This window comes from Streptomyces djakartensis (assembly GCF_014651075.1).
GTDB classification, from domain to species: Bacteria; Actinomycetota; Actinomycetes; order Streptomycetales; family Streptomycetaceae; genus Streptomyces; species Streptomyces djakartensis.
Window position 1 is genome coordinate 224,372 of sequence record NZ_BMWE01000009.1, and the last position, 25,874, is coordinate 250,245.

20 protein-coding genes and 1 riboswitch are annotated in these 25,874 nt (G+C 72.0%); of the genes, 8 read left to right on the plus strand and 12 right to left on the minus strand.

The window, feature by feature from the left end; all coding sequences use genetic code 11:
* Positions 1-140 precede the first annotated feature (140 nt).
* From IE212_RS17705 to sepH, 3 genes are all read left to right on the plus strand, one after another.
* Positions 141-1,379 carry an MFS transporter gene (locus IE212_RS17705; RefSeq protein WP_190198829.1) on the plus strand — a complete coding sequence of 413 codons (1,239 nt, stop codon included), beginning with the start codon at positions 141-143 and terminating at the stop codon, positions 1,377-1,379.
* A complete protein-coding gene (locus IE212_RS17710; RefSeq protein WP_190198830.1) occupies positions 1,339-2,658 on the plus strand; it encodes a D-arabinono-1,4-lactone oxidase in 1,320 nt (439 codons plus the stop codon). The genes IE212_RS17705 and IE212_RS17710 overlap by 41 nt, the downstream gene beginning before the upstream one ends.
* 481 nt (positions 2,659-3,139) lie before the next feature.
* The gene (gene sepH / locus IE212_RS17715) at positions 3,140-4,174 is read left to right on the plus strand and encodes a septation protein SepH (protein WP_190198831.1); all 1,035 of its coding nucleotides are present in this window, start codon (positions 3,140-3,142) and stop codon (positions 4,172-4,174) included.
* Between the two features lie 204 nt (positions 4,175-4,378).
* Here the strand turns inward: sepH and IE212_RS17720 are convergent, their stop codons facing one another.
* The 5 genes from IE212_RS17720 to IE212_RS17740 are packed head-to-tail and all read right to left on the minus strand — an operon-like array spanning position 4,379 to position 10,627.
* Positions 4,379-5,230: a sulfurtransferase gene (locus tag IE212_RS17720; protein ID WP_190198832.1), complete on the minus strand. Its 852-nt coding sequence runs from the start codon at positions 5,228-5,230 to the stop codon at positions 4,379-4,381.
* A gap of 44 nt (positions 5,231-5,274) precedes the next feature.
* A complete protein-coding gene (locus IE212_RS17725; RefSeq protein ID WP_190198833.1) occupies positions 5,275-5,922 on the minus strand; it encodes a thymidine kinase in 648 nt (215 codons plus the stop codon).
* A gap of 44 nt (positions 5,923-5,966) precedes the next feature.
* Entirely contained in the window at positions 5,967-7,163 is a 1,197-nt protein-coding gene (locus IE212_RS17730; RefSeq protein ID WP_190198834.1) for an alkaline phosphatase family protein, read from the minus strand.
* On the minus strand, positions 7,163-7,750 hold the full coding sequence (locus tag IE212_RS17735) for a DUF5998 family protein (protein ID WP_190198835.1): 588 nt from the start codon (positions 7,748-7,750) through the stop codon (positions 7,163-7,165). The genes IE212_RS17730 and IE212_RS17735 overlap by 1 nt, the downstream gene beginning before the upstream one ends.
* Positions 7,751-7,801: 51 nt before the next feature.
* On the minus strand, positions 7,802-10,627 hold the full coding sequence (locus tag IE212_RS17740) for a bifunctional acetate--CoA ligase family protein/GNAT family N-acetyltransferase (protein WP_190198836.1): 2,826 nt from the start codon (positions 10,625-10,627) through the stop codon (positions 7,802-7,804).
* A gap of 180 nt (positions 10,628-10,807) precedes the next feature.
* On the opposite strand from IE212_RS17740, the gene IE212_RS17745 reads away from it, so the two are divergent.
* A complete protein-coding gene (locus IE212_RS17745) occupies positions 10,808-11,089 on the plus strand; it encodes an HPr family phosphocarrier protein (RefSeq protein ID WP_030235221.1) in 282 nt (93 codons plus the stop codon).
* 147 nt (positions 11,090-11,236) lie between these two features.
* On the opposite strand, the gene IE212_RS17750 is transcribed toward IE212_RS17745, so the two are convergent.
* The 4 genes from IE212_RS17750 to IE212_RS17765 form a co-directional block, all read right to left on the minus strand.
* The gene (locus IE212_RS17750) at positions 11,237-11,932 is read right to left on the minus strand and encodes a GntR family transcriptional regulator (protein ID WP_190198837.1); all 696 of its coding nucleotides are present in this window, start codon (positions 11,930-11,932) and stop codon (positions 11,237-11,239) included.
* 188 nt (positions 11,933-12,120) lie between these two features.
* Positions 12,121-12,921, minus strand: coding sequence for a M23 family metallopeptidase (locus tag IE212_RS17755; RefSeq protein WP_190198838.1), 801 nt, complete (start codon positions 12,919-12,921; stop codon positions 12,121-12,123).
* A 12-nt stretch (positions 12,922-12,933) separates the two neighbouring features.
* Positions 12,934-13,099, minus strand: a riboswitch (cyclic di-AMP (ydaO/yuaA leader).
* 192 nt (positions 13,100-13,291) lie between these two features.
* A complete protein-coding gene (locus IE212_RS17760; RefSeq protein WP_190198839.1) occupies positions 13,292-14,680 on the minus strand; it encodes a M16 family metallopeptidase in 1,389 nt (462 codons plus the stop codon).
* Complete coding sequence (locus IE212_RS17765) at positions 14,677-16,059, minus strand: M16 family metallopeptidase (protein WP_190198840.1); 1,383 nt, start codon at positions 16,057-16,059, stop codon at positions 14,677-14,679. The genes IE212_RS17760 and IE212_RS17765 overlap by 4 nt, the downstream gene beginning before the upstream one ends.
* A 242-nt stretch (positions 16,060-16,301) precedes the next feature.
* Between IE212_RS17765 and IE212_RS17770 the strand changes: the two genes are divergently transcribed.
* A complete protein-coding gene (locus IE212_RS17770; RefSeq protein WP_190198841.1) occupies positions 16,302-18,758 on the plus strand; it encodes a DNA gyrase/topoisomerase IV subunit A in 2,457 nt (818 codons plus the stop codon).
* Positions 18,759-18,918: 160 nt separating this feature from the next.
* Here the strand turns inward: IE212_RS17770 and IE212_RS17775 are convergent, their stop codons facing one another.
* The gene (locus IE212_RS17775) at positions 18,919-19,983 is read right to left on the minus strand and encodes a CobW family GTP-binding protein (RefSeq protein ID WP_190198842.1); all 1,065 of its coding nucleotides are present in this window, start codon (positions 19,981-19,983) and stop codon (positions 18,919-18,921) included.
* Positions 19,984-20,156: 173 nt separating this feature from the next.
* Here IE212_RS17775 and IE212_RS17780 point away from each other — a divergent pair, with 173 nt between their 5' ends.
* From IE212_RS17780 to IE212_RS17790, 3 genes are all read left to right on the plus strand, one after another.
* Positions 20,157-21,101, plus strand: coding sequence for a ferredoxin family protein (locus tag IE212_RS17780; protein WP_190198843.1), 945 nt, complete (start codon positions 20,157-20,159; stop codon positions 21,099-21,101).
* Between the two features lie 90 nt (positions 21,102-21,191).
* Positions 21,192-22,862: a sensor histidine kinase gene (locus IE212_RS17785; protein ID WP_190198844.1), complete on the plus strand. Its 1,671-nt coding sequence runs from the start codon at positions 21,192-21,194 to the stop codon at positions 22,860-22,862.
* Positions 22,862-23,542, plus strand: a complete 681-nt coding sequence (locus IE212_RS17790) for a response regulator (protein ID WP_190198922.1) — start codon at positions 22,862-22,864, stop codon at positions 23,540-23,542. The genes IE212_RS17785 and IE212_RS17790 overlap by 1 nt, the downstream gene beginning before the upstream one ends.
* Positions 23,543-23,648: 106 nt before the next feature.
* Here IE212_RS17790 and IE212_RS17795 read toward each other — a convergent pair whose 3' ends face one another.
* Complete coding sequence (locus IE212_RS17795) at positions 23,649-25,238, minus strand: monocarboxylic acid transporter (protein WP_190198845.1); 1,590 nt, start codon at positions 25,236-25,238, stop codon at positions 23,649-23,651.
* Positions 25,235-25,738: a DUF485 domain-containing protein gene (locus IE212_RS17800; protein ID WP_190198846.1), complete on the minus strand. Its 504-nt coding sequence runs from the start codon at positions 25,736-25,738 to the stop codon at positions 25,235-25,237. The genes IE212_RS17795 and IE212_RS17800 overlap by 4 nt, the downstream gene beginning before the upstream one ends.
* Positions 25,739-25,874: the final 136 nt, after the last annotated feature.

Genomic DNA, 25,874 nt, shown 5'->3' on the forward strand with positions numbered 1-25,874 from the left:
GCCGGGAAACGGCGGGTGCCCCTGTGCGGCGGCCGGCCGGGGCCGGTCCGCAGCCGGGCCGGACCGGTGCGTGACGGCGTTCTGAGCCGTAAGCTGTCTCGACTGCGTTCGCAGCTTACTGAGCCTTTCGGAGACTCCCGTTGCCCAGCCCCTACCGCGCCCTGTTCGCCGCCCCCGGCTCCAAGGGTTTCTCCGCCGCGGGCTTCCTCGGCCGCATCCCGGTGTCGATGATGGGCATCGGCGTCGTCACGATGGTCTCCCAGCTCACCGGGCGGTACGGCCTGGCCGGTGCCCTGTCGGCGACCATCGCGCTGTCGGCCGCGATCGCCGGGCCGCAGGTCTCGCGGCTGGTGGACCAGTACGGGCAGCGGCGGGTGCTGCGTCCGGCGACCCTGCTCGCGCTGGCCGCGGCGGCCGTCCTGCTGTGCGCGGCGCACTACGGGTGGCCGGACCCGGTGCTGTTCGCGGCGTGCGTCGGCATCGGCTGCGTGCCGAGCGTCGGAGCGATGATCCGGGCCCGCTGGGCGGCCCTGTACCGGGGCACCCCGCGGCTGCACACCGCGTACTCCTTCGAGTCCGTGGTGGACGAGGTCTGCTTCATCGTCGGGCCGATCATCTCCATCGGGCTGTCCACGGCGTGGTTCCCGGAGGCCGGTCCGCTGCTCGCGGCGTGCTTCCTGGCGGTCGGCGTCTTCTGGCTGACCGCGCAGCGCGCCACCGAACCCGAGCCACATCCGCGCGAGCGGCACGGCGGGGGCACGGCGATGCGCTCGCGCGGCCTTCAGGTCCTGGTGGCGACCTTCGTGGCGACCGGCGCGATCTTCGGGGCGGTCGACGTGGTCACCGTGGCCTTCGCCGACGAGGAGGGGCACAAGGCCGCGGCGAGCGTCGTCCTCGCGCTGTACGCGGCGGGCTCCTGCGTCGCGGGGATGGTCTTCGGGCTGATGCACTTCGCCGGGGCGCCGGAACGCCGGTGGCTGCTGGGCGTGATCGCCATGGCCGTGAGTATGATCCCCCTCCTACTGGTCGGAAACTTGCCGTCTCTGGCCGTGGCGCTGTTCGTTGCGGGTCTGGCCATCGCTCCCACGATGATCACGACGATGTCCCTCATCGAAGAGCACGTACCACGCGCGCAGCTCACCGAGGGCATGACCTGGGTGAGCACCGGGCTCGCGGCGGGAGTCGCGCTCGGCTCAGCCGCGGCCGGCTGGGTGATCGACGCGGCCGGGGCGCGCGCCGGGTACGGGGTTCCGGCGGTGGCCGGGGCCGTCGCGGTCGCGGTGGGTTTCCTCGGGTTCCGTCGGCTCAAGCGGCCGGCACCGGGTCGTGGAGGCGCCGTTGAGCAGCACAGCGAACGGAAAGAACGGCACGTGGCGTAACTGGGGCGGCAACGTCTCCGCGCGTCCCGCGCGGGAGGTCGCCCCGGCCTCCGTCGACGAGCTGGCCGCCGTCGTGCGGCGGGCCGCCGAGGACGGCCTCAGGGTGAAGGCCGTCGGCAGCGGGCACTCCTTCACGTCCATAGCCGCCACGGACGGAGTGCTGATCCGCCCTCAGCTGCTGACCGGCATACGCGACATCGACCGCGAGTCCATGACCGTCACGGTGGAGGCCGGCACGCCGCTCAAGAGGCTCAACACGGCCCTCGCTCGCGAGGGTCTGTCGCTGACGAACATGGGCGACATCATGGAACAGACGGTCTCCGGGGCGACCAGCACCGGTACGCACGGCACGGGCCGCGACTCGGCCTCGATCGCCGCCCAGATCAAGGGACTGGAACTGGTCACCGCCGACGGCTCCGTCCTCACGTGTTCCGAGAAGGAGAACCCGGAGGTCTTCGCCGCCGCCCGGATCGGCCTCGGCGCCCTGGGCATCGTCACCGCGGTCACCTTCGCCGTGGAGCCGGTCTTCCTGCTGACGGCCCGCGAGGAGCCGATGCCGTTCGACAAGGTCCTCTCCGACTTCGAGGAACTGTGGGCCGAGAACGAGCATTTCGAGTTCTACTGGTTCCCGCACACCGGAAACACCAACACCAAGCGCAACAACCGCAGCGCGGGCCCGGAGAAGCCGGTGCCCCGGCTCCAGAGCTGGTTCGAGGACGAGTTCCTCTCCAACGGGGCCTTCCAGGTGGTCAACTGGGTCGGCCGAGCGGTGCCCGCGACGATCCCCGCGATCGCGCGGATCTCCAGCAAGGCGCTGTCCGCGCGGACGTACACCGACATCCCGTACAAGGTCTTCACGTCGCCGCGCCGGGTGCGCTTCGTGGAAATGGAGTACGCCGTTCCACGCGCGGCCGTCGTCGAGGCATTGCGCGAACTGAAGGCCATGGTGGACCGCTCCGGCCTGAGGATCAGCTTTCCCGTGGAGGTGCGCACCGCCCCGGCCGACGACATCACGCTGTCGACCGCCTCCGGCCGGGACAGCGCGTACATCGCCGTCCACATGTTCCAGGGAACGCCCTACCAGCGGTACTTCACCGCGGCGGAACGGATTTTCACGGCGCACGAGGGGCGCCCGCACTGGGGCAAGGTGCACACGCGGGGCGCCGAGTACTTCTCCCGGGTGTATCCGCGCTTCGCCGAGTTCACGGAGTTGCGGGACCGTCTCGACCCTGATCGGCGGTTCCAGAACGACTACCTGCGGAGGGTTCTGGGGGCGTAGGCGACGCGCGGGGAGTTGCGTTTTCTTGGCTTCACTCCCCTCGGGGCGGTTCCGGACGAGCAGTTGGCCGCCATGTCGCCGTCATGCGGCATTTCTCGTGATTACGTGAACTTCCCCACGTTCAAGATCACGGAAGGGGGGAAGGAGGCGGCCGAGTCTCCCCCTTGCCAAAAGATTCGACGGCGTGCCAATCCACGCACGTGGCCCAAATGGAGTACTGTGGCGAGCCCTGGGTCCGGTCTCCCATCAGGGTGTACGGGGCCTTTAAGGACCGCCGGGAGGGGGCTAGTTGCACACGGTGACACAGTTCGTCACTTAGCGTTGCGAATAGGTAACCGTGCCATAACGGCGATCCAGGGCCCGTGCCCGACACGCCGGGCAACTCGGCAAGGTTGTGGCAGGCTGCACCCGGGCAGGCCACACTCGACTAGCGGAAGCAGCGACGCACGTGACGTCGGCAGGCACCACCCGGGAGGTCCCCATGCCCGAACTGCGTGTCGTGGCCGTCTCGAATGACGGCACACGGCTGGTGCTGAAGGCTGCGGACAGCACGGAGTACACGCTTCCCATCGACGAACGGCTCCGCGCCGCCGTGCGTGGTGACCGTCCCCGCCTCGGCCAGATCGAGATCGAGGTGGAGAGCCATCTCCGCCCCCGCGACATCCAGGCCCGTATACGAGCCGGCGCGACCGCGGAAGAGGTCGCCCAGCTCGCGGGCATCTCCGTCGACCGGGTCCGCCGCTTCGAGGGCCCGGTGCTCGCCGAGCGTGCCTTCATGGCCGAGCGGGCCCGCAAGACCCCCGTCCGGCGCCCCGGCGAGAACTCCGGACCACCGCTGGGCGAGGCCGTGCAGGAGCGGCTGCTGATCCGCGGTGCCGAGCGGGACACCGTCCAGTGGGACTCGTGGCGTCGCGACGACGGCACGTGGGAGGTCCTGCTGGTCTACTGCGTCGCGGGTGAGCCGCACTCGGCGAGCTGGACGTACGACCCGCCCCGGCGGCTCGTGCAGGCCGTCGACGACGAGGCGCGCATGCTCATCGGCGAGTCCGACGACCTGTCCGCGCCCGAGCCCAGCTTCCCGTTCGTGCCGCGCATCGCCCGGCTGCCACGCGACCGGCCGCTCGACCGTCCCGGCGACCGGGAGCGGCCGAGCCTGCCGGCCCAGGCGTCCGAACCGGCCGAGGAGAGCACGGGCGAGCGGGACTCGCTGACCAGCCTGCTGGAGGCGGTGCCCAGCTTCCGCGGTGACCTGGTGGTTCCGGAGCTTCCCCCGGCGGAGTCCGAGGAGGAGCCCGTCGCCGAGCCCGAGGCGGAGGAGCCTCCGGCCCCCGCGGCCTCGGCCGGTTCCGCTTACGCGGATGTCCTCATGCCGCGTTCCGTCAGCAGTCACCGCGACCGTCTCGTCGGTGCCACGGACCGGCAGGCCGAGGCCGACGGCGTCCGTCCGGGGCGCAGAGCCGCCGTGCCGAGCTGGGACGAGATCGTCTTCGGGACGCGGCGCAAGAAGCAGGACTAGCCGGGCGTCGCGGTGCCGACGCCCGGCGAGTGACGCGGAGAGCCGCGCCTTGCGCGCCTTCCGGGGCACCGCCGGCTCATCCGATCGGCGAGCACGACTGTCCTCCGGGTCTCAGCGCCACGCCGTACGCCCGGTGTGGCGCTGAGACTCAGAGGACACTCTCCGCAGAGGGCCCTGCCGGGGTCCGGCCCCGGCACTCCGGCCCTACTCGGGGTCCGGCCCCACCGCGACGGGCCGGTCCGGGTCGGAGGACCACTCCGACCACGACCCCACGTACAGCTCCGCGGGAATGCCCGCGACCGCCAGTGCCAGGACCTCGTGGGCCGCGGAGACGCCCGACCCGCAGTAGACGCCGACCCGCGCGTCCGCGGTCACGCCCAGCTCCTTGAAACGGGCCCGTAGCTCCTCCGCGGGCAGGAAGCAGCCGTCCGGTCCCACGTTCTGAGTGGTGGGCGCCGACACCGCGCCGGGAATGTGCCCCGCCACCGGATCGATCGGCTCCACCTCGCCCCGGTACCGCTCCCCCGCCCGCGCGTCCAGCAACACTCCGGACCTGGCCAGGTCCGCGGCGGCATCGGCGTCGAGCAGCCCCGCCGCCCCCGGCTCCGGCACGAAATCTCCCTCGGCCGGTGTGGGTACGGACTTCTCCAGCGGCCCCTCCCAGGCCGGCAACCCGCCGTCGAGGACCCGCACGTCCGGGTGACCCGCCCAGCGCAGCAGCCACCACGCGCGGGCGGCCGCCCAGCCCTGGCCGCCGTCGTAGACGACCACCGGCGTCCCGGACGACACGCCCGCCCGGCGCATCGCGGCTCCGAACACCGCGAGGTCGGGCAGCGGATGCCGACCGGCCCCACCAGGGGCGGAGGCCAACTCCCGGTCCAGGTCGACGAAGACGGCCCCGGGCAGATGCCCTTCCTCGTACGCGGCCCGGCCGTCGAACGGCGGTTCACCGGCGGCCTTGGCGGCCGTGAGCTGCCAGCGGACGTCGAGCAGGACCGGCGGGTTGACGCCCGTCAGGGCGCTCGCGAGTCCGGATGCGGAGATGATGGCGTTCATGGCCCCATCCTCCCGCACGGGGGAGGCCGAGCCACCTGTGTTTGTCAGGAGGCCGACACCGGCAGCACGTCCGGGGACAACGCCGCCGCCCGCGCCGTCGCCGCCGTCATCCGGCGGCGGTGGTGGCGGCGGCAGAGGACCTCGTAGCCGATGTCGTCGGGCTGGTTGACGTCGCCGACGACGACCTGGGCGCCCTCCACGACCATCTCACCGCCTATGGTGCGGGCGTTGTGGGTGGCACGGGCGCCGCACCAGCAGAGGGCCTCGACCTGGAGGACCTCCACGCGGTCGGCCAGCTCGACCAGGCGCTGGGAGCCGGGGAACAGCTTGGACCGGAAGTCGGTGGTGATGCCGAAGGCGTACACGTCGAGGCCCAGGTCGTCGACGACACGGGCGAGTTGGTCGATCTGCTCGGGGGCGAGGAACTGGGCCTCGTCGGCGATCACGTAGTCCGCGCGGCGGCCCTGGGAGAGATGGTCGACGAGGTACGCGTAGAGGTCCTGGCCGTCCTCGACCTCCACCGCGTCCGTGACCAGGCCGAGGCGGGAGGACAGCTTGCCCTCGCCGGCACGGTCGTCACGCGAGAAGATCATGCCCGACAGGCCGCGTGCCGAGCGGTTGTGCTCGATCTGCAGAGCCAGGGTCGACTTCCCGCAGTCCATCGTTCCGGAGAAGAACACCAGCTCGGGCATGGAGAGTTGTGCGCCTTTCGGGGTAGCGGGGATGTGCCGGGACGTCAGGAGCGTACTTCGAGCAGGGGGACCAGCTGCTCGGCAGGGGTCATCGAACCGTGGTTGCCGACCATCGCCGACTCCTTCGGCTCCCGCTCCGAGGCGATGAGCAGGACGTCGTCGCGCGCGGCGGCGATGACGTCGCCGATACGGCCGTGGACCCGTTCGTCGATGTGCGGGCCGAACCAGCCCGCCGCGATGGCCTCGTCGCGTGAGGCCACCCAGAACTGCTCGCCGAGCACCTCGCGCCAGCAGGTCAGGACGTCGTTCGCGGCACCGGGCACCGCGTAGACGTGCCGGGCGCGGCCCTCGCCGCCGAGCAGGGCGACTCCGGCGCTCAGTTCCCAGTCCTCGTCGAAGTCGATGCGGTGCTGCTCGTCGAAGGGCACGTCGATCATGCCGTGGTCGGCGGTGACGTAGAGAGCGCTGCGCGGCGGCAGTTGCTCGGCCAGGCGCTGGACCAGGCGGTCGGCGTACATGAGCTGGCCGCGCCAGGTGTCGGAGTCGACGCCGTAGCGGTGGCCGGCGCCGTCGACCTCGGCGAAGTACGTGTAGACCAGGGAGCGGTCACCGGCGGCGAGTTGCTCGGCCGCCAGGTCGACGCGGTCCTCGCCGGAGAGCCGCCCGAGGAACGTTCCGCCGCTGAGTGCGACCTTGGTCAGCGGGGTGTGCTCGAAGGTCGGGGACGACACCTGCGCCGCGTGCACGCCCGCCCGGTGCGCCAGCTGGAAGACCGTCGGGTAGGGCTGCCAGGGGCCGGGCGGGGCCCACGGCTGCCAGCGCAGCTGGTTCATCAGCTCGCCGGTGTCGGGGTTGCGCACGGTGTAGCCGGGCAGGCCGTGCGCGCCGGGCGGCAGGCCGGTGCCGACGGAGGCGAGGGAGGTCGCCGTGGTCGCCGGGTAGCCGGCGGTGAGCGGACGCCCGGTGCCGCCGCGCGAGGTGGCGAGCAGGGACGCCATGAAGGGGGCGTCCTCGGGGTGTGCCTTCAGCTGCTCCCAGCCGAGGCCGTCGATCAGGAACACGCAGTTCCGGTCGGCGGGGGTCAGCTCGGAGATCGAGGCGGTCATACCGGGCACGCCCAGGCCCGCGGCGAGCGTGGGCAGGAGGTCGGCGAGTGAACCGCTGCCGTATTCGGGGACCGGCGCGGAGGAGACGGTGAGCGGTTCGGGGTGCTGGTCCCAGGCCGTGGGGAGCTGTGTCATCAGCGGGTGGTGTCCGCGGTCGCCTCGGAGAGGGCCTGCGCGAAGACGAGTGCCTGGCGCACGGTCTCCGGCCCGTCCCCGGCCTCGCTGACGCGCAGGCTGAGGTCGTCCGCCGTCGAGTTGCCGGTGTAGCCGTGGTCCGCCTCGCAGTTGGGGTCGCCGCAGGCGGCCGGCTCCAGGTCGATGCGGGAGACGGCGCCCCAGCCGATGGTGAGGACGACCTCGCGGGGCAGGGTGCCCGGCTTGTACGACTCGGGGTTGGCGACCACTCGGCTGACCACGATCGACGAGATGCGGCCGAGCTTCACGGATTCCGTGGACGTCGTGGCGTACGGCGTCGGGGAGGTGCTGTCGGCGGCTTGTTCGTCGGTGTGGCTGACGATGAAGCGGTGGTCCGTGAGGACGAGCACGGTCACGTGCCGCCGGACCTCGTTCTGGTCGAAGGTCGTCTCCTGGTGGACCAGGTACGACCGGATGGGATCGCCGCCCACCGCGGCCTCCACCGCCTCGGCCACGAGGGCCGGGTAGTAGCCGCTGCGCTCGATCGCCGCCCGCAGCCCCTGGGTCGTCGTACTGGTCTTGGCCATGACGCCCATCCTACGGGGGAGCACTGACTGCGAGGGACAGCTCGCCCCCCGTCAGTAGGCGGGGAGGGTCCTCGGGCCGAGGTCGTCGCGGGCGGGCGGCGGGGCCAGGCGGACGGAGGCGCCCAGGACGCTCAGGCCGTGCGAGGCGACGACGACCGGCTCCAGGGTGACCGCGACCACCTCGGGGTGGTCGTCGACCAGCCGGGACACCCGCAGCAGCAGCTCCTCCAGGGCGCGGGTGTCGGCCGGCGCGGAGCCGCGCCAGCCGAACAGCAGGGGCGCCGTGCGGATCGACCGCACCAGCGAGTTCGCCTCCTTGTCGGTGACCGGGATCAGCCGGTGGGCGGTGTCCCCGAGCAGCTGGGAGGCGGCTCCGGCGAGCCCGAAGGAGAGCACGGCCCCGGCCGCGGGGTCGATGACGGCCCGTACGACGACGTCCACGCCGCGCGGCGCCATCCGCTGCACCACCGGACGCAGCTCGTCCGGCGCGCCGAACAGCTCCGTCAACTCCGCGTAGGAACGCCGCAATTGGTCCTCGTCCGCGAGGTCGAGGCGTACTCCGCCCAGGTCGGCGCGGTGCCGCAGGTGCGGGGCGGTGGCCTTGAGGGCCACGGGGTAGCCGAGGCTGCGGGCGGCCTCGACGGCGGCGTCGGGGGTCGGGGCGGGCAGGGTGCGGTGGGCGTGGATGCCGTAGTGGCCGAGCAGGTCGCAGGTCTCGTCCGCGCCGAGCGTGAAGCCCTTCCCACGCGCGAGCAGCCCGTCGATCAGTGTGGCGGCGCCCCTGACGTCGATGTCGTCGTACTCGGGGACCTTGCCGGGCTCCGCGGCGTCGCGCCGCCACTGGGCGTAGGTGACGGCCTGGGCGAGGGCCCGTACCGCGCGTTCGGCGGCGGGATAGGCGGGGATGAGGTGGGTGCCGTCGGGGGCTTCTTCGGCGGGCGTCGGGCGGGACGCGACCTGGGAGGCATCGGGGGTGGTTCGCGGCGAACTGCCCGCCTCGGCCTGGGGTGCCGTGCTGGCCGCCGCCGACAGGGCCTCGGCCAGGCCGCCGAGCTCCACATGGACGACCAGGACCGGCTTGGCCGGAGCCGCGGCCGCCGCGGACCGGAGCGCCTCGGCGAGGGCCGCGTCCGCGACCGGCCCCTCCCCCACCGCCGGTATGGCGGTGACGACCACCGCGTCGCACGAGTCGTCGGCCAGTGCCCGGGACAGGGCCGCGTGGAAGTCCGCCGCCGATGCCGCCGTGGTCAGGTCGAGCGGGGGGTGCGGCCGCAGCCCCTCGGCGAGGCACGCGTCGTAGGTGAGCAGGCCGAGCGACTCGGAGTTGCCGAGGATCGCCACCCGGGGCCCGGCGGGCAGGGGCTGGCGTGCGAGCAGCAGGCCCGCGTCCACCAGGTCGGTGATGGTGTCGACCCGGATGACGCCGGCCTGCCGCAGCAGCTCCGAGACGGTCGCGTGCGGCAGCCGGGTCGCCCGTACGGCGTGTCCCTGGGGAGCCGCGCCGTGCCGGGCGCCCTGGACCACGACCAGTGGTTTCGCCGCTGCGGTGCGGCGGGCGAGGCGGGCGAACTTGCGGGGGTTGCCGATGGACTCCAGGTACATGAGGACGACGTCGGTGTCGGGGTCCTCGTGCCAGTACTGGAGGACGTCGTTGCCGGAGACGTCGGCCCGGTTGCCGGAGGAGACGAAGGTGGAGACGCCGGTCACACCCGTGACGCCGCCGCCGCGCCGGTGCAGCCGGGACAGCAGGGCGACGCCGATGGCGCCGGACTGCGCGAAGAGGCCGATTCGGCCGGGGCGTGGCATCTCGGGGGCGAGGGAGGCGTTGAGCCGCACCTTTGGGGAGGTGTTGATGAGGCCGAAGGCGTTCGGCCCGATGATCCGCATGCCGTAGGTGCGCGCGTGCCGCACCAGGGCGCGCTGGCGTTCGCGACCCTCGGCACCGCTGTCGGCGTACCCGGCGGAGACGACGACGAGACCCTGCACGCCGTGTTCGCCGCACTCGGTGACGACCTCGGGGACGTGCTCGGCCGGTACGGCGACGACCGCCAGGTCGACGGGGCCGTCGATGTCGCGCACCGAACGGTGGGCGGGCACCCCGTCGAGTTCCTTCTGCCCCTCGGGAAGGGCCTTGTTCACCGCGTGGAGGCGGCCCGTGAAGCCGGCGTCGCGGATGTTGCCGAGGACGCTGCGGCCCACGCCGCCGGGGTTGCGCCCGGCGCCGATGACGGCGACCGAGCCGGGCGCGAGCAGCCGCTGCACGGAGCGCGCCTCGGCGCGCTGTTCGCGCGCGTACTGCACGGCGAGGGAGCGGTCGGTGGGTTCGAGGTCGAACTCCAGACGGACGACGCCGTCCTCGAAGCTGCGCTTCTGGGTGTACCCGGCGTCCGTGAACACCTTGATCATCTTGTTGTTGGCGGGCAGCACCTCGGCGGCGAAGCGGCGGATGCCGCGCTCACGGGCCACGGCGGCGATGTGTTCGAGGAGGGCGGAGGCGACGCCGCGGCCCTGGTGGGCGTCCTGCACCAGGAAGGCGACCTCGGCCTCGTCAGCGGGTGCGGACGCGGGTATTCCGTCCGGGCCGATCCGGTCGTAGCGTACGGTGGCGATGAACTCGCCGCCCACTGTGGCCGCGAGTCCCACCCGGTCCACAAAGTCGTGGTGCGTGAAGCGGTGGACGTCCTTGGCGGACAGGCGAGGGTACGGCGCGAAGAAGCGGTAGTACTTCGACTCGTCGGAGACCTGCTCGTAGAAGCTGACCAGGCGCTCGGCGTCATCAACGGTGATGGGCCGGACGCGCGCGGTGCCACCGTCGCGCAGCACCACGTCGGCTTCCCAGTGGGCGGGATACTCGTGCCGGTCCGGCGAGGTCTGCATGGGCCCCAGAGTACGGCTCGCGTCCGGCGACGGCGCGGGACGGTCTCTGGAGGGCGTCAGCCGGGTCGAGGCCGCGACCCGGCGGCACCCCGGGGCGGGTTCCTTGAGGACCGCCCCGGTACAACTTCACGCTGTGGGAAACTGGTCTAGACAACCCTGAACACCGAAGGGCAGCAACACATGGCTGAGCGCCGCGTCAACGTCGGCTGGGCCGAGGGCCTCCACGCCCGCCCCGCCTCCATCTTCGTCCGAGCCGCCACGGCCGCAGGCGTCCCGGTGACGATCGCCAAGGCAGGCGGCACCCCCGTCAACGCGGCCTCCATGCTGGCCGTTCTCGGCCTCGGCGCACAGGGCGGCGAGGAGATCGTCCTCGCCTCCGACGCCGAGGGCGCGGACGCCGCTCTCGACCGGCTCGCGAAGCTGGTCTCCGAGGGTCTCGAGGAACTCCCCGAGACCGTCTGAGCATTTCCCCGCGCCCGACCCGGCGCACCCTGAAGGGCTCACCCGAATTCACCGGGCGAGCCCTTCGGCTTTTCGGCGAATTCCCCGCCCACGGGCAGCGGAATTAAACCCCCGCGAATTAGCTTCTCTTTGTATACGGCTCTTGTGTTAATGCCGCAGGCCCGCCGTGTTTACGGAATGTTGCGAGTTCCTCACACGCTCGGCGCGCTCACCGGCGGAGCCGAAACGCAGCCGGTGCGCGGCCGTCGCGCGCTCGGTGTGCAGCGCCGTGACCGCCCGCGCGCGCTCGCCGTCGCCGCGCGCCACCGCGTCCACGATCGCGCCGTGCTCGGTCCAGGCCTCCACGGGACTGACCGGTGCCTCCACGGCGTACATCCAGGCGATCTTGTGGCGCAACTGGGTGAGCATCGAGGTCAGCGCGGGACTGCCGGAGGCCTGCGCGAGCGTCTCGTGGAACCAGCCGTCCAGAGAGCGCAGGTCGTCGCTGCTGCCCCGGCGGGCGCGGTCCTGCCCGAGCCGGACCAGTCCGCGCAGGACCTTCAGATGGGCCTCGGTGCGGCGCTGGGCGGCGCGGGCGGCACCGAGCGGCTCCAGCAGCGCGCGCATCTCCAGCAGGTCGGCGGCCTCCTGCTCGGTGGGTTCGGCGACGCACGCGCCCGCGTGCCGCCGGGTCACCACGAAGCCCTCGGCCTCCAGAGTGCGCAGGGCCTCCCGGACGGGGACGCGCGAGACGCCGTAGCGGCGCGCGAGGAGTTCCTCGGTCAGCCGGCCGCCACGCTCGTAGACACCCGCGACGATGTCGTCCCGGATGGCCGTGCACACCGAGTGCGCGGGAATACGCATGACCGACCTCCGTTTAATCCCCGTGAAACGTCGAGGAGTGACGCGTGTTCCGTGACTCTATTGCAATCAGCCGGAATTTCCGACGGCGGGCGGGAATCCATGGATATTTTTTGGACAGTCGGTCGCCGCAAACGCCGAAAGCCCCGGCTCGGGGAGCCGGGGCCGCGGGATTCGGAAGCGGTGTGCCGTCAGACGTTCACGCCGTGCGAACGGAGGTAGGCGACGGGGTCGATGTCGGAGCCGTACTCGGGGCTCGTGCGGGCCTCGAAGTGCAGGTGCGGGCCGGTGACGTTGCCGGTGGCGCCGGACAGGCCGATCTGCTGGCCGGGGGTGACCTGCTGGCCGACCGAGACACCGATGGACGACAGGTGGCCGTACTGGGTGTACGTGCCGTCGTTCATCTTGATCACGATCTGGTTGCCGTAGGAGCCGCCCCAGCCGGCCTCGACGACCGTGCCCGCGCCGACGGCGTGGACGGAGGTGCCGGTGGCGGCGTGGAAGTCGACGCCGGTGTGGCTGCCGGAGGACCACAGGCCGCTGCTTGCCTTGTAGCCGGTGGAGACGTACGAGCCGGAGATCGGGGGCACGTAGGAGTTGAGGCGCTTGCGCTCGGCCTCGCGGGCGGCGCGCTCCTTGGCCTCGCGGGCCTCCTCGGCCGCCTTCTTGGCCGCCTTCTTGGCCTTCTCGGCGATTTCGGCGGCCCGCTCGCGGGCGGCCTCCTCGGCCTTCTTCTTGGCGGCGGCCTCCTCGGCGGCCTGCTTCTGGGCGGCGGCCTGGGCGTCGATCTGATGGGCCACGGTGTCGCCCATGGTCACGACCGGGGTGAGGCCGGTCTGTTCGGCTGCGGGCTCGGCCGCCATCGCCGCCGGGGCCGCCACGGTGCCGATGACACCGGTGGTGGCGAGGGCCGCGACGCCCGCGGCGCGGGCCGTGCGGCGCTGGATACGACTGGGACGACGGTGCTTCCCGGTGGCGCGCGTGAACGCCATGGAGTGGCTGATCCTTTCCTTCCCTCTCGCCTACCGGGTTAGCTGACGGGTTCGGAGCAGGAAGGTCTCCTACGGACCCCCTCGCGATGCGCGCGGGCGTCCGATTCACCCCAGGGACTGCGGTTGGGTCCCCGGCTCCCCTGGCTCGCGCCGTACGGGGACTCGGCGATGACTGTCCGGTGCCGCGGTTGCGGCGCACTGCCTGACGAACAGCCCGAACGACGCTAAGCGGGGTCACTTTCAATTCCCAAACGGATCCAGATGTTTGTAGCGCATCCCACAGGGCAGACAGGCAACTCCCACCCCAATTCGGGCATAAAGGGGCCCTGGTGCCTTCGAAGACAACCAGGGCCCCTGGGCGCGTGTGCCGTTACTCGGCGGCGACGACCGTGACTTCGCCGATGCCCAGGGCCTCGACCGGGCCCTTGATCTGCGCCGCGTCACCCACGAGGACGGTCACCAGACGGTCCACCGGGAAGGCGCTGACGGCCGCCGCGGTGGCCTCCACGGTGCCGGTCGCGGCGAGCTGCCGGTACAGCGTGGCCTGGTAGTCGTCGGGCAGGTGCTGCTCGACCTGGTCGGCCAGCGTGGACGCGACGGCCGCCGCCGTCTCGTACTTCAGCGGCGCCACGCCGACCAGGTTCTGCACGGCGACGTCCCGCTCGGCGTCGGTCAGCCCCTCGGCGGCGAGGGTACGCAGCACCGTCCACAGGTCCTGAAGGGCCGGGCCGGTGTTGGGCGTGTCCACGGAACCGCTGATGGCGAGCATCGCGGCACCGGTCCCGTCCGGGGCGGACCTGAGGACCTGGGCGAACGCCCGCACGCCGTAGGTGTAGCCCTTCTCCTCACGCAGCACGCGGTCCAGGCGGGACGTGAGGGTGCCGCCCAGGCAGTACGTGCCGAGCACTTGCGCGGGCCACACACGGTCGTGCCGGTCGGCGCCGATGCGGCCGATGAGCAGCTGCGTCTGGACGGCGCCCGGGCGGTCCACGATGACGACCCGGCCCGTGTCGTCCGCGGTCACCGGCGGCACCGGGCGCGGCTCGGCCGGTGAACCGGTCCACGAGCCCAGCGTGTCGCCGAGCAGGACGTCGAGGTCGATGCCGGTGAGGTCGCCGACGACCACGGCGGTGGCCGTGGCGGGCCTGACGTGCTTCTCGTAGAAGCCGCGTACGGCCGCGGAGTCGATCGCGGCGACCGTCTCCTCGGTGCCCTGCCGGGGCCGCGACATGCGCGAGTCCGCCGGGAACAGCTCCTTGGAGAGCTCCTTGGCGGCGCGCCGCGACGGGTTGGCCAGCTCGTGCGGGATCTCGTCGAGACGGTTGCGGACCAGCCGCTCGACCTCGCTGTCGGCGAACGCGGGCGCCCTCAGGGCGTCGGCGACCAGGGCGAGTCCCTTGGCGAGGCGGGAGGCCGGCACCTCCAGGCTGAGCCGGACACCGGGATGGTCGGCGTGCGCGTCGAGGGTGGCTCCGGCGCGCTCCAGCTCGGCGGCGAACTCCTCGGCGGAGTGCTTGTCGGTGCCCTCGGCGAAGGCCCGGGCCATGATCGTGGCCACCCCGTCCAGGCCGGCGGGTTCGGCCTCCAGGGGTGCGTCCAGCAACACCTCCACGGCGACGACCTGCTGGCCGGGGCGGTGGCAGCGCAGCACCGTCAGACCGTTGTCGAGCGTGCCGCGCTCGGGGGCCGGGAAGGCCCACGGCCTGGCCTCGCCCGCCTGGGGCTGGGGGTGGAAGTCCATCGCGGCGAGCTCGGTCACTTGGCCGCCTCCTCGTTCTCGTCTCCGGCCGCGGCTGCGGTGTCCGCGTCTGTCGCGTCGCTCTCGGCGTCCTCGTCGGCGACGGGCTCGTAGACCAGCACCGCGCGGTTGTCGGGCCGCAGGCGGGCCTTGGCGACAGCCTGGACCTCCTCGGCCGTCACCTCCAGGACACGCTGGACGGCGGTGAGGGCGAGCTGCGGGTCGCCGAACAGCACGGCGTACCGGCACAGTTCGTCGGCGCGGCCCGCGACCGTGCCGAGCCGGTCCAGCCACTCGCGCTCCAACTGGGCCTGGGCGCGCTCCATCTCCTCGGCCGTGGGGCCCTCCTCGGCGAACCGGGCGAGCTCCTCGTCGATGGCGGCCTCGATGACCGGCACCTCCACGTCACCGGACGTCTTCACGTCCAGCCAGCCCAGGGAGGGGGCCCCCGCGAGCCGCAGCAGGCCGAAGCCCGCCGCCACGGCCGTGCGGTCACGCCGGACCAGGCGGTTGTAGAGGCGGGAGGAGTCGCCGCCGCCGAGGACGGTGAGGGCCAGGTCGGCCGCGTCGCACTCACGCGTGCCGTCGTGCGGCAGCCGGTAGGCGGCCATCAGGGCACGCGCCGGGACGTCCTCCTCCACGACCTCGCGCAGCTGCTCACCGATGACCTCCGGCAGCGCGCCGTCACGCGGGGCGGGCTTGCCGTCGTGACCGGGGATGGAGCCGAAGTACTTCTCGATCCAGGCCAGGGTCTGCTCGGGGTCGATGTCGCCGACCACGGAGAGCACGGCGTTGTTCGGCGCGTAGTAGGTGCGGAAGAACGCGCGCGCGTCCTCCAGGGTCGCCGCGTCCAGGTCGGCCATCGAGCCGATCGGGGTGTGGTGGTAGGGGTGGCCCTCCGGGTAGGCGAGGGCGGTCAGCTTCTCGAAGGCGGTGCCGTAGGGGACGTTGTCGTAGCGCTGGCGGCGCTCGTTCTTGACGACGTCCCGCTGGTTCTCCATCGACTCGTCGTCGAGGGCGGCCAGCAGGGAGCCCATGCGGTCGGCCTCCAGCCAGAGGGCGAGCTCCAGCTGGTGGGCCGGCATGGTCTCGAAGTAGTTGGTCCGCTCGAAGCTGGTGGTGCCGTTCAGCGAGCCGCCCGCGCCCTGGACGAGCTCGAAGTGGCCGTTGCCCTTCACCTGGGCGGATCCCTGGAACATCAGGTGCTCGAAAAGGTGAGCCAGGCCGGTACGGCCCTTGACTTCGTGGCGCGAGCCGACGTCGTACCAGAGGCACACCGCCGCGACCGGGGTCAGGTGGTCCTCGGAGAGCACCACGCGCAGGCCGTTGGCCAGGCGGTGCTCGGTCGCTGTCAGGCCCCCGGAGCCTGCCTGGGCTGTGGCCGTGTGACCCATGGGCATGTACGTCCCTTCGATCGCGAAGCGGTTGATCAAACCGCCGGTTCCTGCCGGTCCTGCCACTGTATGCAAGCGCGCGAAGCACTGTTGAAGTTCCCGGACCCGGTACGCGCGGAGCGTGACCTCATGGCGGCCACCGAGGCGTGTGCTGCCACCGGAGGCCGGGTCCTGGTCCCGGTTGTCAGTGCGGCGGTCCACAATGGTCGGCGTCAGATCTGGATCGCAGCAGCAAGGAGCCGGCAGCGATGGCCCGCCGCAGCACGAAGAACCCGCCGCCCGACGACTCGTACGAGGAGAGGATCCTCGACATCGACGTCGTCGACGAGATGCAGGGCTCCTTCCTCGAGTACGCGTACTCGGTCATCTACTCCCGCGCCCTGCCCGACGCCCGCGACGGCCTCAAGCCGGTGCACCGCCGGATCGTCTACCAGATGAACGAGATGGGCCTGCGCCCCGAGCGCGGCTACGTCAAGTGCGCCCGGGTCGTCGGCGAGGTGATGGGCAAGCTGCACCCGCACGGCGACGCGTCGATCTACGACGCCCTCGTGCGCATGGCCCAGCCGTTCTCGATGCGCGTCCCCCTGGTCGACGGCCACGGCAACTTCGGCTCGCTGGGCAACGACGACCCGCCGGCCGCCATGCGGTACACGGAGTGCCGGATGGCCGAGGCGACGAGCCTGATGACGGAGTCCATCGACGAGGACACCGTCGACTTCAACCCGAACTACGACGGGCAGGAGCGGGAACCGGTGGCATTGCCCGCCGCCTTCCCGAACCTCCTGGTCAACGGCGCGTCGGGCATCGCGGTCGGCATGGCCACGAACATGCCGCCGCACAACCTGCGCGAGGTCATCGCCGCCGCCCGCCACCTGATCAGGCACCCGAACGCGGACCTCGACGCCCTGATGAAGCACGTCCCTGGCCCCGACCTGCCCACGGGCGGCCGCATCGTCGGCCTGTCCGGCATCCGGGACGCGTACGAGACCGGCCGCGGCACCTTCAAGATCCGGGCGACCGTGTCGGTGGAGCAGGTGACGGCCCGCCGCAAGGGCCTGGTCGTCACCGAGCTGCCCTTCACGGTCGGCCCGGAGAAGGTCATCGCCAAGATCAAGGACCTGGTCGGCTCGAAGAAGCTTCAGGGCATCGCCGACGTCAAGGACCTCACCGACCGTGAGCACGGCCTGCGCCTGGTCATCGAGATCAAGAACGGCTTCGTGCCGGAGGCGGTCCTGGAGCAGCTGTACAAGCTGACGTCGATGGAGGAGTCCTTCGGCATCAACAACGTGGCGCTGGTCGACGGCCAGCCGCTCACGCTGGGCCTGAAGGAGCTCCTGGAGGTCTATCTCGACCACCGTTTCAACGTGGTGCGGCGGCGGTCGGAGTTCCGGCGCGGCAAGAAGCGCGACCGGCTGCACCTGGTCGAGGGTCTGCTGACGGCCCTGCTGGACATCGACGAGGTCATCCGCCTGATCCGCTCCAGCGAGAACTCGGCGCAGGCGAAGCAGCGCCTGATGGAGCAGTTCTCGCTGAGCGAGGTCCAGACGCAGTACATCCTCGACACGCCGCTGCGGCGCCTGACCAAGTACGACCGCATCGAGCTGGAGGCGGAGAAGGACCGCCTCAACGCGGAGATCGAGGAGCTGACCCGGATCCTCGACTCGGACGCTGAGCTGCGCAAGCTGGTCTCCTCCGAACTGGCCACCGTCGCCAAGAAGTTCGGCACCGACCGGCGTACGGATCTGCTGGAGTCGGGCGGCGCCCCCGTCGCCACCGTGCCCCTCCAGGTGGCCGACGACCCGTGCCGCGTGCTGCTGTCCTCGACGGGTCTGCTGGCCCGTACGGCGAACGGCGAGCCGTTCGCGGAGGACGCCGGGGCCAAGCGCGTCAAGCACGACGTGATCGTCTCGGCGGTGCCGGCCACCGCACGCGGCGAGATCGGCGCGGTCACCTCAGCGGGCCGGCTGCTGCGGCTGAACGTGATCGACCTGCCCCAGCTCCCCGAGTCGATGCCGACGCCGAACCTGGCGGGAGGTGCCCCGCTCGCGGAGTTCGTCTCCCTGGAGGACGACGAGACGGTCGTCTGCCTGACGACACTCGACGAGTCGTCGCCGGGCCTGGCACTGGGCACGGCTCAGGGCGTGGTCAAGCGCGTGGTGCCGGACTATCCGTCCCACAAGGAGGAGCTGGAGGTGATCACCCTCAAGGAGGGCGACCGGATCGTCGGCGCGGTCGAGCTGCGCACGGGCGAGGAGGACCTGGTCTTCATCACCGACGACGCCCAGCTGCTGCGCTTCCAGGCCTCGCTGGTGCGTCCCCAGGGCCGCGCGGCGGGCGGTGTGGCGGGCGTCAAGCTCGCCGAGGGCGCGAAGGTCATTTCCTTCACGGCGGTGGATCCGGCCGCGGACGCCGTCGTCTTCACCGTCGCGGGCTCGCGGGGCACGCTGGACGACTCCGTCCAGACGACGGCCAAACTGACCCCGTTCGACCAGTACCCGCGCAAGGGCCGCGCCACCGGCGGCGTGCGGTGCCAGCGGTTCCTCAAGGGTGAGGACTGCCTGTCCCTGGCCTGGGCGGGTCCCGCCCCGGCGCTCGCCGCGCAGAAGAACGGCACCCCGGCCGAGCTCCCGGAGATGGACCCGCGCCGGGACGGCTCGGGCGTGTCCCTGGCGAAGACGGTGGCGGTGGTGGCGGGGCCGGTCTAGGGGTTGTTTCGAAAGTCCTGTGCGGTGCCCGCGGTGTCCGGTGCGTGCTCTCGGCGTGCCGGACGCAAGCCCCCGCACTGGACGTACTCGGGCTTGCGGCCGGTGCGGCGAGAGTGCGTGCGGGCGCCGTGGGTGCTGTGCGGGACTTTCGTAACACCCCCTAGGCCTCGGCCGGCTCCTCCTCGGAGCCCTGCACGTACCGCAGGACGCCCCACATGCCGCGCTCGTCGCCGTGTGGGGCGTCGCTCCGGCACGCGTCCAGTTCCTTGCCGAGGGCTGTGGCGTCGATCCCGGAGCCGATGAGGACCAGCTGGGTGAGGCGTTCACCGCCGGGCCAGGGCTCCGGATAGAAGCGCAGGAACCGCCCGACCGCGTGGACGGCGTAACGGTTCCGGACGTCGTGCGGCCCGAAGTCGACGTAGCCCTTGATCCGGTACAGCCCCTCGGGCCGGCTGTCGAGGAACTCCATCAGCCGGCGCGGATCCATGGGCTGCTCCCGCGAGACGAACGACAGGCTGTCGTAGCCGGTGTGCAGATGCCCGGTGTGGTCGTCGTGGTCGCCCTCGCCGTGCTCGTGGAGATCGTCGAAGGACAGCTGCCCGATGCGTTCCTCGCTGGGCCGGCAGTCGAAGAGGAACTCGGGGTCGATCCGGCCGTAGGTGGCCGGGACGACGGCGGCGCGATCGGCGAGGGAGCGGACCAGCGCGAGGACGCGTTCACCGTCCGCCGTCCGGTCGGTCTTGTTGACCACGACGAGGTCGGCCAGCGCGAGGTGCCGGTCGATCTCGGGGTGCCTGGAGCGGGTGTCGTCGAACTCGGCGGCGTCGACGACTTCGACGAGACCGCCGTACACGATCCCCGGATGCCCGCTGGCGAGCACCATCCGCACGAGCTCCTGCGGCTCGGCCAGTCCGCTGGCCTCGATGACGATGACGTCGAGGCCGAGGGAGGGTTCCGCGAGCCGCTCCAGGTACTCGTCCAGTTCGCTCGCGTCGACGGCACAGCACAGGCATCCGTTGCCGAGCGACACCGTCGAGTCCCCGAGTGCTCCGGCCACGGCCATCGCGTCGATCTCGATGGCCCCGAAGTCGTTGACGATGGCCCCGATACGGCTGCCACCGCTGCGGTGGAGCAGGTGATTGAGCAGGGTGGTCTTTCCCGAGCCGAGGAATCCGGCCAGGACGACGACCGGGATCTGCCGCGGTTTCGGGCTCGGCTGGCTCACCGTGCGACCTCTCTCACGCCGACGCGTGCACCGGCTCGCGTTCCCGGCACACGTACGAGGATGGGATGCCGACTCAGGATACGAGTCACCTCCGGGGCCGCCGCCCACTGACGGAGCAGCGCCCGGCGGGGCCCGGCGGCCGACGGGAGACAAGTCAGGTTAGGCTCACCTCTGTGAGTACGTGTTCAAGCGTCTCCCGGGACTTCGGCGAGCCCGTCTCGGGGACCGCGGCCACCGCGAGGACCTGGCTGTTGCTGGAACAGCCCGGCCCCTGGGGTGTCAAGGCGCTCACCTCGAGCCACCTGGACCCCGCGCTGGGCCGTGCTCTGGAGGCGGCGGCGAAGGACACGGGCGTACGCATCGTTCTCATCCGCCGCCCCGGACGCCACGCGGACCGCCGGATGCCCGCCGCGCGCCGGGTGTACGTCGCCCACACCGTCCCGGGGAACGTGTGGCTGCACGCCGCCACGACCTCGGACCCCGGGCAGTTGCTCGCTCTCGACTTCGCCGCACTCGGCCGCGGCGACCACCGCTCCTTCGGCGCGGTGCTCGGCGGCCGGCCCCACGACGGCGATCCGCTCGCCCTCGTCTGCACCAACGGCAAGCGCGACCGCTGCTGCGCCCTCCTCGGCCGGCCCCTCGCGGCCGAACTCGCCACGTCCGGGGTCGAGGGCGTCTGGGAGGTCACCCATCTGGGCGGTCACCGCTTCGCCCCGACGGTCCTGGTGCTGCCGTACGGATACGCGTACGGCCGGGCCGAGGCGCACACCCTGAAAGAGGTGCTCCTCGGCGCGCGCGAGGGCCGGATCGTCCTGGACGGGTGCCGGGGCAGCTCTGCCTGGGACCGCCCCGGTCAGGCCGCCGAACTCGCCGTGCGCGACAGGACGGGCGAATACGCCGCGCAGGCGCTGAGCGTCGTGCGGACTACCGGCGCGGCGCCGCGCTGGGAGGTGACCGTCGCCCATACCGACGGGCGCCGCTGGCAGGTCGCCGTCGCCCAGGGGGCGGCCCTGCCGCCCCGCCCGGAGAGCTGCGGGACGGCGGTCCTCGGGTCGCCCGCGCGGATGGACGTGGTCGAGGTCCGTGAGATGAGGACGACCACGGCCCTCGCGAGCTGACCGGGCCCCGATCCGTCCGCTCAACCATGGGCAAGAGATCCACCTCACACCCGTTACGGCAGCTGGGAAGCCCCACGTACCGTCTTGGGTATGAGCCCCACTCCGCCCGCACGCCGTCTGCGCCTCGGCCTGCCCCGGCGGGTCTTCTCGCAGGTGCTGCTGATGCAGGTGGTCATCGCGGCGGGAGTCGCGGTCCTCGCGACCGGGCTGTTCCTCGCACCCCTCGGTGACCAGCTCGACGATCAGGCGATGCGCCGCGCGCTCGCGATCGCGCAGACGACCGCACAGCAGCCCGGCCTCGTGGAGGACCTGCGGGACACCCCTCCCGCACCGGACGGGCCGGTGCAGCGGGAGGCCGAGCGGATCCGGAAGGCCACCCAGGCCGAGTACGTCGTGGTGATGGACTGGCGGGGCGTGCGCTGGTCGCACCCGGACCGCAAGCAGATCGGCGGCATCGTCTCGACCGACCCCGGCCAGGCGCTGGCCGGCAGGGAGGTCATGGAGATCGACAGCGGCACCCTGGGCCGTTCCGCCCGCGGCAAGGTGCCGTTGCGGGACGGCGACGGCATGGTCGTCGGCGCCGTCTCGGTCGGTATCGCCTACGACAGCGTCCGGGCCCGGCTGATCCACGCGATCCCGGGGCTGTTCGCCTACGCCGGCGGTGCCCTGGCCGTCGGCGCGCTGGCCGCGTGGCTCATCTCCCGGCGGGTCCACCGGCAGACCAGGGACCTCGCCTTCTCGGACATCGCGGCGCTGCTGTCGGAACGCGAGGCGATGCTGCACGGCATCCGGGAGGGTGTCGTCGCCCTGGACCGCACCGGCCGCATCCGCCTCCTCAACGACGAGGCGCAGCGCCTGCTGGGCATCGGGGACACCGCGGTGGGCTCTTCCCCCGACGAGGCGCTCGGCGCGGGCCGCACCGCCGACGTGCTGGCCGGGCGCGTGACCGGCACGGACCTGCTCACCGTCCGCGGCCAGCGAGTGCTGGTCGCCAACCGCATGCCCACCGACGACGGCGGAGCCGTGGCCACCCTGCGCGACCGCACCGAGCTGGAGCAGCTGGGCCGCGAACTCGACTCCACCCGCGGTCTGATCGACGCCCTGCGGGCCCAGGACCACGAACACGCCAACCGCATGCACACACTTCTCGGGCTGCTCGAGCTGGAGATGTACGACGACGCCGTCGAGTTCGTCGGCGAGGTGGTCGGTGACCACCGGGCCACCGCCGAGCAGGTCGCCGAGCGGATCGAGGACCCGCTGCTCGCCGCCCTGCTGGTCGGCAAGGCGACGGTCGCGGCCGAGCGGGGCGTCGCCCTGTGGGTGTCGGACCGGACCCGGCTGCCCGACCGGCTGATCGATCCCCGAGGCCTGGTCACCGTCGTCGGCAACCTGGTGGACAACGCCCTCGACGCGGTCGCCGGCAAGCCGCAGGCGCGGGTGGAGGTCGAGCTGCGCGCCGAGGGACGTACGGCGATCCTCAGGGTGCGCGACACGGGGCCGGGCGTCCCGCCGGAACACCGGGAGCTGGTTTTCGCCGAGGGATGGTCCACGAAGAAGCCGCCGGCGCACCGTGAACGGGGCATCGGGCTGTCCCTGGTGCGCAGGTTCGCCGAGCGGCAGGGCGGCAGCGCGACCGTGGGCGAGGCCCAGGGCGGGGGCGCGGAGTTCACCGTCGTCCTGCCCGAGGCGCTGACCACCCCCGACCCGGAACCGGCCCTGGCCGTGCCGTCAGCCCCGCAGACCGCCGAGGAGGAGTCGTGATGATCGAGGTCCTGGTCGTGGACGACGACACCAGGGTCGCGCGGGTCAACGCCGCCTACGTCGAGAAGGTGCCGGGTTTCCATGTGGCCGGCGAGGCTCACACCGCCGCGGACGCGCTGCGCCGGCTGGAGACGCTGCCCCGGCTGGACCTGGTGCTCATGGACCACTACCTGCCCGACCAGACAGGGCTCGCGGTCGTCCAGGAGATGCGGCGGCGCGGCCACCAGACCGACGTGATCATGGTGACGGCGGCCCGGGACGTGTCCACCGTGCAGGCGGCCATGCGGCACGGCGCGCTGCAGTACCTCGTCAAACCGTTCGCCTTCGCCGGCCTGCGCGCCAAGCTGGAGGCGTACGCGGAGCTGCGGCGCACGCTCGACGGGGGCGGGGAGGCGGAGCAGGCCGAGGTGGACCGCATCTTCGGGGCGCTGTCGGCATCGTCGGAGCCCGCCTTGCCCAAGGGCCACTCCCCCACCACGGCGGAACTGGTCCGCCAGTGCCTGATGAACGCCGGCGGGCCGCTGTCCGCCCAGGAGATCGCCGAGCGGACCGGGGTCAGCCGCCAGACCGCCCAGCGGTATCTGAAGCTGCTGGAACGCACCGGACGGGCCAGGCTGACCCTCAAGTACGGTGACGCGGGCCGCCCGGAGCACCGTTACGTGTGGGCGACCCGCAGCTAGGTGTGCTGTCGTACCCGGACCTTCGGCCCGTGGCCTTCTTCACGAACTCGGTGGTGTCTCGCCGAGGTCGATCCTGGCGTTCCCGACGGCGATGAAGGCGCCGCCCCTACGCCGCTCCCGCCCCGGTCAGCGACCTCACCTCCGTTTCGGCGTGCTTGGCCTCGTCCGGCACCTCTGCCGCGGTGACGGTGCCCAGCCACCCGGCGAGGAAGCCCAGCGGGATCGAGACGAGCCCCGGATTCTGCAGCGGGAAGTACTGCAGGTCCACGCCCGGGAACAGCGAGTCGGGGCTTCCCGAGACCACCGGCGACAGCACCACGAGCACCACGGCCGGGACCAGACCGCCGTAGACGGACCACACGGCGCCGCGGGTGGTGAATCCGCGCCAGAACAGCGAGTAGAGCAGCACCGGCAGGTTCGCCGAGGCGGCGACGGCGAAGGCCAGGCCCACCAGGAACGCCACGTTGAGATCCCGCGCCAGCAGGCCCAGCGCGATCGCGACCACACCGACCCCGACGGCGGCGACCCGGGCCACGGCCACCTCACTGTGAGGCTTGCCGCGGCGGCGCAGGGACGCGTAGAGGTCGTGGGCCACGGACGCCGAGGACGCGAGCGTGATCCCGGCGACCACGGCGAGAATCGTGGCGAAGGCGATCGCGGCGACGATCGCGAAGAGGACCGTTCCGCCCGTCGAGCCGGCACCGCCGCCCAGGTCGAGCGCCAGCAGCGGAACCGCCGTGTTCCCGGCCGTGTTCGACCCGCGCACCGCGTCCGGACCGAGGACGGCGGCAGCGCCGAAGCCGAGCACGATCGTCATCAGGTAGAAACCGCCGATGAGCCCGACGGCCCAGACGACCGAGCGGCGTGCGGCGCGCGCGGTGGGCACGGTGTAGAAGCGGGACAGGATGTGCGGCAGACCTGCCGTACCCAGCACCAGGGCCAGCCCCAGACTGATGAAGTCGAAGCGGGCGGTCCAGTCCCCGCCGTACTTCAGCCCGGGCGCCAGAAACGCCTCCCCGTGCCCGCTGCGTTCGGCCGCCGTGAGCAGCAGACGGTCCAGATCGCCGTGGAAGCGCACGAGGACGAGCACCGTCAGGGCGATGGTGCCGCCCAGCAGCAGGACCGCCTTGACGATCTGGATCCAGGTCGTCGCCCGCATCCCTCCCAGTGACACGTAGATCACCGTGAGCGCACCGACACCGATCACGGTCCAGGCACTCGCCACCTCGCTCGTGCCCCCGAGCAGCAACGCCACGAGGCTGCCCGCGCCGACCATCTGCGCCACGAGATACAGCACGGAGACGGTGACCGAGGACGTCCCGGCGGCGATCCGTACCGGGCGCTCCCGCATCCGCGCCGCCACCACGTCCGCCAGGGTGAACCGGCCGCAGTTTCGCACCAGTTCGGCCACCAGGAAGAGCACCACCAGCCAGGCCACGAGGAATCCGACGACGTACAGCAGCCCGTCGTAGCCGAACAGCGCGATGAGCCCGGTGACTCCCAGGAAGGAGGCGGCCGACAGATAGTCGCCCGCGATGGCGAATCCATTCTCTATGGGCGTGAAGAGCCGCCCGCCCGCGTAGAACTCCTCGGCCGAGCCCCGCCGGTTGCGGCTCACCCAGGTCGTGATCGCCAGCGTGACCGCGACGAACGCGCTGAACAGCAGCAGCGCCAGCGTCTGGTGTTCACCCGTCACGAGGCACCGCCGTTCATGCCGCGGGTCAGCTCCTGGGTGTCCCAGCGCAGCTCCAGCGCGGCCCGGTCTCTGCGCAACCGCGCGTGCCGCGCGTACGCCCAGGTGAGCAGGAACGTGGTCGCGAACTGCCCGAGCCCCGCCACCATCGCCACGTTCACCGATCCCGCTACCGGGTGTGCCATCAGCTCCGGCGCGGTCGTGGCCGCCACGACGTAGCCCACGTACCAGGCGAAGAAGGCCACGAAGGCCGGCGCCACGAACCGCCGGTACCTCCGTCGTACCTCCTGGAAGGCCGTGCTGCGCTGCACTTCCAGATACACGTCGGCCGCCGCGCTCCCGGCCCCGCCTTCCCTTCGCGTCGGCGGCATCACTCCCGGAGGGGACTCACCGGCACCGGCCGACTCGCCCCAGCCGGAGGCGAGGGCGTCGTACCAGGGATCGTCGTACCGCGGGTTGCCGGCGTCCTGGGCTGGCTCGGGGCGGCCCTTGCTTGACTGCATGCCCAAGGATGGACAGAACGGGAAGATCCCCGACTCTTCTTCCCCACGCTCTTCACCCCATCAGGTGACTGAACCCGTGGGGGCCGGGCACCTCCGGAATCCACCGGAATCCGGCCCCGGCCCGCCCGGCCCGAGC